Origin of the sequence: Phenylobacterium sp. (genome assembly GCF_030651185.1) — a bacterium.
Taxonomy (GTDB): domain Bacteria; phylum Pseudomonadota; class Alphaproteobacteria; order Caulobacterales; family Caulobacteraceae; genus Phenylobacterium.
In genome coordinates this window covers 1-7820 of the sequence record NZ_JAUSCJ010000030.1, presented here as the reverse complement: position 1 = coordinate 7820, position 7820 = coordinate 1, and the positions used below count along the sequence as shown (strand labels likewise).

Annotated in this window: 7 protein-coding genes; 2 read left to right on the top strand and 5 right to left on the bottom strand. The window is 69.0% G+C overall.

Going from position 1 to position 7820, the window contains the following annotated elements; genetic code table 11:
• The 4 genes from Q7J39_RS14900 to hfaA form a co-directional block, all read right to left on the bottom strand.
• On the bottom strand, window positions 1-2885 hold a 2885-nt coding region (locus tag Q7J39_RS14900; protein WP_304826660.1), incomplete at its 3' end, for a pitrilysin family protein.
• A gap of 83 nt (window positions 2886-2968) precedes the next feature.
• Window positions 2969-4195 carry a holdfast anchor protein HfaD gene (hfaD, locus tag Q7J39_RS14895; RefSeq protein WP_304826657.1) on the bottom strand — a complete coding sequence of 409 codons (1227 nt, stop codon included), beginning with the start codon at window positions 4193-4195 and terminating at the stop codon, window positions 2969-2971.
• Window positions 4125-5129, bottom strand: a complete 1005-nt coding sequence (gene hfaB, locus Q7J39_RS14890) for a holdfast anchoring protein HfaB (protein ID WP_304826654.1) — start codon at window positions 5127-5129, stop codon at window positions 4125-4127. Before hfaB ends, hfaD begins: the two co-directional genes overlap by 71 nt.
• Window positions 5119-5556 (bottom strand): holdfast anchoring protein HfaA, encoded by a 438-nt coding sequence (gene hfaA / locus Q7J39_RS14885; protein ID WP_304826650.1) that lies wholly within the window; start codon window positions 5554-5556, stop codon window positions 5119-5121. The genes hfaB and hfaA overlap by 11 nt, the downstream gene beginning before the upstream one ends.
• Window positions 5557-5721: 165 nt before the next feature.
• Here hfaA and Q7J39_RS14880 point away from each other — a divergent pair, with 165 nt between their 5' ends.
• Window positions 5722-6360 (top strand): rhomboid family intramembrane serine protease, encoded by a 639-nt coding sequence (locus tag Q7J39_RS14880; RefSeq protein ID WP_304826647.1) that lies wholly within the window; start codon window positions 5722-5724, stop codon window positions 6358-6360.
• Window positions 6361-6417: 57 nt separating this feature from the next.
• The gene (locus Q7J39_RS14875) at window positions 6418-6846 is read left to right on the top strand and encodes a CBS domain-containing protein (RefSeq protein ID WP_304826644.1); all 429 of its coding nucleotides are present in this window, start codon (window positions 6418-6420) and stop codon (window positions 6844-6846) included.
• A gap of 85 nt (window positions 6847-6931) precedes the next feature.
• On the opposite strand, the gene Q7J39_RS14870 is transcribed toward Q7J39_RS14875, so the two are convergent.
• Window positions 6932-7369, bottom strand: a complete 438-nt coding sequence (locus Q7J39_RS14870; RefSeq protein ID WP_304826641.1) for an Rrf2 family transcriptional regulator — start codon at window positions 7367-7369, stop codon at window positions 6932-6934.
• Window positions 7370-7820: the final 451 nt, after the last annotated feature.

Genomic DNA, 7820 nt, shown 5'->3' with positions numbered 1-7820 from the left:
TTCGCCGGCTTGATCTCCAGCATCCACATGCGGTCGTCCAGCAGCACCTCCTGGGCGGCGCGGCGGACGTCGGCGATGGTGACGCGTTCGGTGCCGGGCAGGATGGCGCGGGTGGCGTCGAGGCGCCTAGGGTCGGCTTGCGCCCCAGACAGCTCATTCAGCCAGTAGCCGTTGGTTTCGCGGGCCTTTTCAAACTGGTCGATGCGGGGCTTCTTGGCGCGGTCCAGCTCGTCCTGGGTGATGTCCTTGGCGCGCAGGTCGGCGGCGATCTTGCGGACGTCGGCAAAGAAGGCCGGCAGCTTCTCCGGCGGGATCTCGACGTTGGCCGAGACGTAGCCCCAGCTGGGCCAGACCATGGAGTGGTTGTAGCTGACCTGGGGCGAATAGGTGGCCCCCTGGCTCTCGCGCAGTTCCTCGATCAGCCGCAGCTCCAGCACCTCGCCCATGACGGCGGTGTCACGGGCCTTCTGCGGGTTGGCGAAGAAGCCGGTGGTGGGCCAGGCGAGGTAGCCGATGGCCTGGTCGGCGCGGCCCTTGTGGGTGCGCTGGACCGGGGTGGTGACCCCGGCGGGGAAGCTGACCTGGCGCTTGGCGGGATCAGCGGGCGGCGGGGCCGCGCGCGGGGGCAGGGCGCCGAAGGTGGCGGCCACCAGCTCGGTCGCCTTCTCCACGGTGACGTCGCCGACGATGATCACCTCGATGGGGCCGGACGCGATGGCCGGGGAAATCTCATCCTTGAGGTCCGAGAGCTTGGCCGCAGCGATCTCGGCGCGGCTGGGGAAGACCCAACGTTCGTCGCCCGAGCGCAGCAGCCCGGCCAGGTCGCGGCTGAGCACGCCGCTATCGGTGGACTCGTACTGGTCGTGGAAGGTCTTGCCGGCGGTCTTCAGGCGCGCGAAGGCCTCGGGCCGCCAGCCGGGCTCGGCGACATAGGCGGCCAGGACCTGCAGCTGGATATCCAGGTCGTCGGTACGGGCGCCGCCGGTGAGGACGAAGGCGTCGTCGCCGATGCTGAACTGGGCGCCGTAGACCCGGCGGGCCAGCACGCGCTCCATGTCCTCGGCGCTGATCTTGGCCAGGCCGCCCTCGACATAGGTGCTGGCCGCCCAGGCGCCGCTCTGGTGGTCGCGGGGCATGTCGACCCGGCCACCGCCGACGTTCACGCGGACCAGGACCTCGTCGTCCTTGAAGCGGGTCGGCTTGACGGTGAGGCGCACCCCGTTCTCGAAGGTGACGAAGGTGGTGTCGAGATCGGCGGCGTCCTGGCTGGTGGCGACCTTGCCCGGCGTGCCGAAGGTCGAATAGGGCCAGGCCACGGCGGTGGCGCCGGTGGGCGGGGTGACCTCCAGCTTGCGCGAGGCCTCCAGGGCGGTCAGCAGGGCCGGCTGGCCGCCCGCGATCTCCTTGGGCGAGGTCATGAAGATCAGCGGGCCGGCGCCGTCGAAGGCGGCCTTGAGGGCGGCGGAGACTTGCTCGGCCTTCAGGTCCTTCACCGCCTGCTCGAAGACGGCGGCGTCCTGGGCCGGGTTGGTGACCACCTCGTTGTCGGACAGCGAGGCGGCGATCTCGTTGGCCAGCTGGCCCGGCGTGCGGGTGGCGGCGCCGGCGGCGTCGGCCCTGACGTTGGCGCGGAGCTCCTCGATCTCGCGGTCCAGCTCGTCCTGGCGCACGCCGAAGCGGATGGCCCGGCGCTGTTCCTGCTCGGCGGCGGTGAGCGCGTCCTTCCAGCGGCTGGCCTCGGCGTTGACCGTGACCATGGTCAGCTCGGCGGCGTCGTACTCGTCGCGCTTGAAGGCGCCGGCCCCCAGGAAGGGCGGATCGGCCGCGCGGGCCAGGGTGGAGAAGCGGCGGTTCAGCACCTGAAAGCCCAGGTACTCGATCAGGTCGCGGCGGCGCTTGGCCTGGCTGTCGGGGCTGTTGTCGGGGCTCTGGATCCAGACGAGCTGCAGGGAGAGCGGCGCGCCCGGCTCGATCACCAGCCTGGCTTCCGGCGTGCGGGGGGCGACGGGGCCGAGCACGGGGTCGGGGCCGGCGGGGCCGGCGGCGGTCCAGTCGCCGAACCGGGCCTTGATCCGGGCTTCCATGGCGTCGAGGTCGAAGTCGCCGGCGGCCACCAGGACCGCGCGCTCGGGGCGGTAATAGGCCTTGTAGTAGTCGGCGATCAGGCTGGCCGGGGCGTTCTGCAGCACCTCGACCTTGCCGATGGGGTCACGCCGCGGCGGCAGCTGGTCCTTCAGCAGAAAGGCCTGGCGGGCGCGGTAGACGCGGCTGGCGGGGTTGTCCCGGGCGCGTTCCTCCGACAGCACCACGCCGCGCTCGCGATCGACGGCGGCCTGGTCGATGGTCAACTCGCCCGCGGCCTCGCGCAGCAGCATCAGCGAGGTGTCGAGGGTCTCGGCGTCGGTGCGCGGCAGGTCGAGCTTGTAGATGGTCTCGTCGAGGTCGGTCGAGGCGTTGGTGTCGGCCCCGAAGGCCAGGCCCAGACGCTCCAGGATCTTGATCATGTCGCCTTCGGGCACGTTCTTCGAGCCATTGAAGGCCATGTGCTCGAGGAAGTGGGCGAGGCCGGCCTGGGCGTCGGTCTCCTGCAGGGAGCCGGCGTCGAAGCGCAGGCGCAGGGCGGCCTGGCCGGCGGGGATGGTCTGCTTGCGCAGCGCGTAGCGCATGCCGTTGGGCAGGGCGCCGAAGCGGATCTCCGGGTCTGCGGGGACGTCGGAGCGCGCCTGGGCCCACTGGCCGGGGGCGAGTCTGACGGGGACGGAGGGCGCCTTGTCCTGTCCGATCCCGAACCCCCCAAGCTTGGGCATCGACAGGTGGGGGACGGCGCAGCCGCTAAGGGCGGTGGCCGCGAGAAGCGCGGCGGCGCCGCGCAGGGGACGGATCATCAAGGCTTTCCGGGTCGTTGGCGGTCGGGCACCATGCGCCGGGGGTCGTGGCGGGCGCAAGGCGGGACGAGGGCAGGGCGGCCTTACTGGCCCGGCCGGCTGATATAGTAGGTGGCGGTGTTGCCCACCGCGTTGGCGACCCCGGAGATGGAGCGGCCGGAGGTCTGGGTGGCGGTCGCCGTGGCGCCGACATCGACCGTGTTGGTCTGGTCGTTGTCCACGGTCAGGCGTCCGGAGCAGTCGGCGCAGGAATAGCCAACCGCCGCGTTGCCGCTGGCGCTGGCCGAGGCCAGGCCGTCATAGCCTTCGCCGCCGGTGTAGGTGGCCAGGGCCTCGATGCCGCCGCCTTCGTTGAACTGGGTGTTGTCGATGATCACCTCACCACCGATGTCGCCCATGACCGCATTGTTGCCGACTCCGTTGGCCACGGCCGCGGCGGCGCCGAAGTTGGCCGCCGAGCTGACGGCCTGGGCGCGGACATAGGCCTGGTTGGTCTGTCTTAGGGTGGCGTCGAGGAGGAAGCCCTCGTTGACGGCGTTCAGGTTGTTGCCGGCGGCGATGGCGGTGGTCTTGGCGTCCTGCACCTGGCCATAGGCCGTGAAGTGGGCGGCCTGGGTGACCCCGGCGGTGTTCTGCTGGTCGACGACGACCCGAACGCCGGAGCCCCCGTCGCCGGAGAGGGCGACATTGTTGCCCATGGACCCGGCCGTCATCTCCGCCGAGCCGGTCACCAGGCCGTAGACCCCGCCGCCGTCCGAATAGGTGTCGGCCGCATTGGCCTGGTTCACCCGCACGCCCGCGGCGCCGACGCTGACGCCGAGGTTCTGGTTGTTGCCCACCGCCTGGGTGCTGGTGAAGACCTCGCCGGTCTCGGCCTGGGGGGCCTCGATGTGGCTGTGGGCGGTTATCGTGGAGGCGGTCGTGGCCTGGTTGAACACCGCGCTCATTGTGCCGCCATAGACATTGGCGTCGCCGAGGTTGCCGCCGGCGGTGGTGGTGAGGTTGGTCTGGGCGCCGGAGTTGGTGGCGACATTGACGTTGGTGTCGGCGAGGATGTCGCCGCTGGAGGTCTGGTTGGACCTCAGGTCCAGGTCGCTGCCGTCGGCGGACGCCGAATAGACGTTGCCGGTCGCCGTGGTGTTGGCGGTGGTGGACTCACTGACGGTCTCGACGTTCAGGGTCTGCTGGCTGAAGACGTCGCCGAGCTGGATCTGATTGTTCAGAACCGTGTTGGTCTGGCTAGTAGCGGCCCCGCACGGCAGAATCCCGGCGAGAATTCCAGCGAGAAGGATCGGACCGCGTTTCAGCATTGTTGGTGCCCAGGTTGTTGTAGGCCGGCACGTAGCCGCCGGTGATGCCGACCGTGCCGTCGCCCAGCGGGTCCGACGACAGACAGGCGCGGGGCCCGGGCATGCCGTAGAGGTTGGCGGTCATCTCGACGACCGCGCGCTCCACCAGGGCGCGGACCGCCAGCTGCATGGGTTCCAGGGCGCCGGCGCCGGCCGAGACGTCGAAGACGTTGCCGCCCAGGAAGTCGAAGAGGCCGATGCCCACTTCGCGGCCGACCACCTGCTTCTGGTAGGAGATGACGTCCACCACCTCCAGGGTCCGGGTGTTGATCAGGCGCATGTCCAGGCCGATGTTCATGACGAACATGCGGGCGCGGAAGGAGCCCTTAAGCTCCTTGGCGTCCACGCCGCCGCCGGTGAGGTCGGCGCCGGAGGAGCGGATGTTGAAGTTCAGCTCTGTAAGCCCGCCCGCGACATAGAAGTCCGAACCCGGCACCTGGCCGGCCAGGATGCGGCGGTATTCCGCGGCCTGGTTGGGCGCGGGATTGGGGGCGTCGGAGATTAGCTTGTTGTTGGCGTACTTCAGCTCCAGCTCGGAGACCGAGGTGTCGAAGCGTTCCACCAGGGGCATGCCGGCCTTGGCGAAGGCCGACATCGCCATCAGCGAGGCGCCCTGGGTGATCTTGCGGCCCGACCCGTCGGACTCCGACTTGCCGGTATAGTCGGCGATGCGGCCCACCGCGATGCGTGGCGCCACCAGCTTGGCGTTGCGGGCGTAGCCGGCCATGCAAACCAGGGCGCTGGAATAGGGGGTCGGGTTGGCGGTGACCGGCGCCGTGCCGATGGAGCGGGCATAGTTGCCGCTGGGGCCGGCCACCGGGGTGGCGCAGCCGGCGAGGCCGAGCGCCGCGGCGCTCAGCAGGCCGGCGACGCGATAGAGGGGGCTACTGACCATTGCCGACGCCTCCGGTGGCGCCGGCGTTGGCGGTGACCGCCCCGGTATTGGTCTGGCTCGAATTGATGATGACGGTGTTGTAGTTGCCCTGGGTCACCACGGTCAGGTTGTTGCCGATGGCGGTCGCGCCGCCGGCCGAGGCCCCGACGCCGGCATAGGCGTCCGCCGCGCCCGAGGCGCTGGAGAAGCTGGACTGGTCCTCCCCGGTGAGCATCAGGCCGTCGACGATGATGCGGTTGCCGTTGGCGTCGCGGGTGGCGAACTGCACGGGATGGTTCTCGGAACCGGCCGCGCGGCCGTAGCCCGAGTTGAAGTCGGCGGAATTGGTGGACATCGCCTGGGCGTGGGCCTGGCCGGCGACCAGGCTCGCAGCGAGGGCGCCGGCGAGCCAGACAAGACGCGGCGCGGCGGGGGGAGCGGCGGCCATGGAAATACGAAAACTCCGCGCGGACGAAAACGTCTGGTCAGCCGGGAGCACAGAGCGTGCCAAAACCGGACAGCTCACATTAAAGAGCCAAGACACTGGCGATTTGGTTAATGAGGTGTCGCCGAAACCCTCGGTTTCGTTGTTGTTTTGAGTTTGGAGAGCGTTTTGGACGAACCCCGCGAGCCGATTTTCAACGCCCCCTGGCCGGCCGTGGCCATGACGGTGGCGATCATTGGCGGGTTTGGCCTGCAGTCATTCCTGCCGCCCGAGCAAATCTTGCCGACCTACGGATTTTCGCCCGCGAGCCTGAACGACGGGCGGGGGATCACCCTGATCACCGCGCTCTTTGTCCATGGAGGCTGGGCGCACGCTCTGATGAATGGGGCCGGGGCCCTGGCCTTCGGAACCCCGGTCGCGCGCTACTATGGCGTGAAGGTGACCGGGGCGCTCGCCTTCCTGCTCTTTTATCTTGCCTGCGGGGCGCTCGCGAACCTGGGCTACGGCCTGGTTCACGCGGGAGACCCCCACCTGTTGGTGGGCGCGTCGGGCGCCGTGGCGGGCCTGATGGCGGCTGCGGCGCGGATGATCGCGGGGAAGGGGGTCCCAGGCCCCTATCTCAGCCCGCCCGTGGTGGGCATGACCGCCGCATGGGTTGTGGTGAACCTGCTGATCGCCGTGGTGGGCTTCGCCCCCGGCGCGGGGGGCATGCCGGTGGCCTGGGAGGCCCATCTCTTCGGATATGCCGCGGGCCTGGTGCTGGTCACGCCCTTCGGCTGGCTATCACGTCGGGGTGTAGTCGATTGATCTGACAGCGATCTTGAGCGACCCTCGTTCTTCCGGGGATTACGCAAGGACGTCGCCATGCTTGTTTCGCAGATCCTGAAGGCCAAGGGCGACCTGGTCTTCACAGCCACGCCCAGCGAGACGGTGAGCGCCATCTGCGCTCTGCTGCACTCCCGGCGTGTGGGGGCCATGATCATCATGGACGGCGACCGGGTGGCGGGCATCGTCTCCGAGCGCGACGTGGTCCGGGTGATGGCCGAGCAGGGGGCCGGCGCCCTCAACCAGCCGGTCTCCAGCTGCATGACCCGCGACGTTGTGTTCGCCGAGCCGAACGAGACGGTGAACTCCCTGCTGAGCCGCATGACCGACCGCCGCTTGCGGCACCTGCCCGTGTGTGAGGGCGACCGGCTGATCGGCATCGTCTCCATCGGCGACCTGGTGAAACACAAGATCTCCGAGGTGGAGGCCGAGGCGGACGGGCTCAAGGCCTATATCGCGGCGGGGTAGGGCGCTCGCCGATCTCCGCATGGGTTTGACGCCCCGACGGGAGGGTCGGGGGACCGGTCGGTAGGGCGGCCTCCAGAACCTGCGGTCAGGGCTGGTTGAACACCTCGGCGCCTTCGCAGGCGGCGGCTTCGGCGAGGCTGTAGCCCTCCAGGACGTCGGAGGTGGCGTCGCGCGCTCTTAAGAGGGCCTCACGCAGGGAACAGGTGGCCAGGTCCGGGCAGTCGTCGCACTTGCGGAAGGACAGCCGGCTGACGCAGGGCGCCAGGGCCAGGGGCCCATCTATAATACGTATGATCTCGGCGAAGCTGATCTCGGTGGCCGGGCGGGCCAGGAGATAGCCGCCGAACTTGCCGCGCTTGCTGACCACCACCCGGTTGCGGGCCAGCTCCAGCAGAATCGCCTCCAGGAACTTGCGCGGGGCGTCGGCGCGGGCGGCCAATTCGCCGGAGGTGACCTGGGCGCCGCCCGCCCGGGCCAGTTCGACCAGGGCGCGCAGTCCGTAACGGGCCTTCTGCGACAGCATCGGGAAAAAGGGCCTCCGTCCCCGCGCGCCTTGGGTTTGCGCCCTGTCCACATAGGCAAGGCGGGCGGCGCTCCGCAAGCTGCGTCACCGTTTTGTCGCCAAGCGGCCAGAAGGGGGTTGCGCGAGTCCGAACCCGCTCATATAAGCCCCCCTCGCTCAGCAGACGGGGCGGCGGACAACGAAATCCGGGGCGGCTAAGCCCTTGAAATTGTTTCTTCCAATCGTCGGTTGACACGAGAGATGGTGGCCCCTAGAACGCCGCCTCCGCCGACCACTGGCGTTAAATTGTGGGGCAGGGGTGACCCGGTCTTGGTCTTTGACATTGTTGATTTGGAAAGAGAAACGCAGGCGGCGGCGCTCTGGCGATAGTCCTAACCAGACTATCTCGACGCTGACTAATCTGCGGTCTCTTGAAGACAATACCATATGCCAAACGGTCTTCGGATCGTTG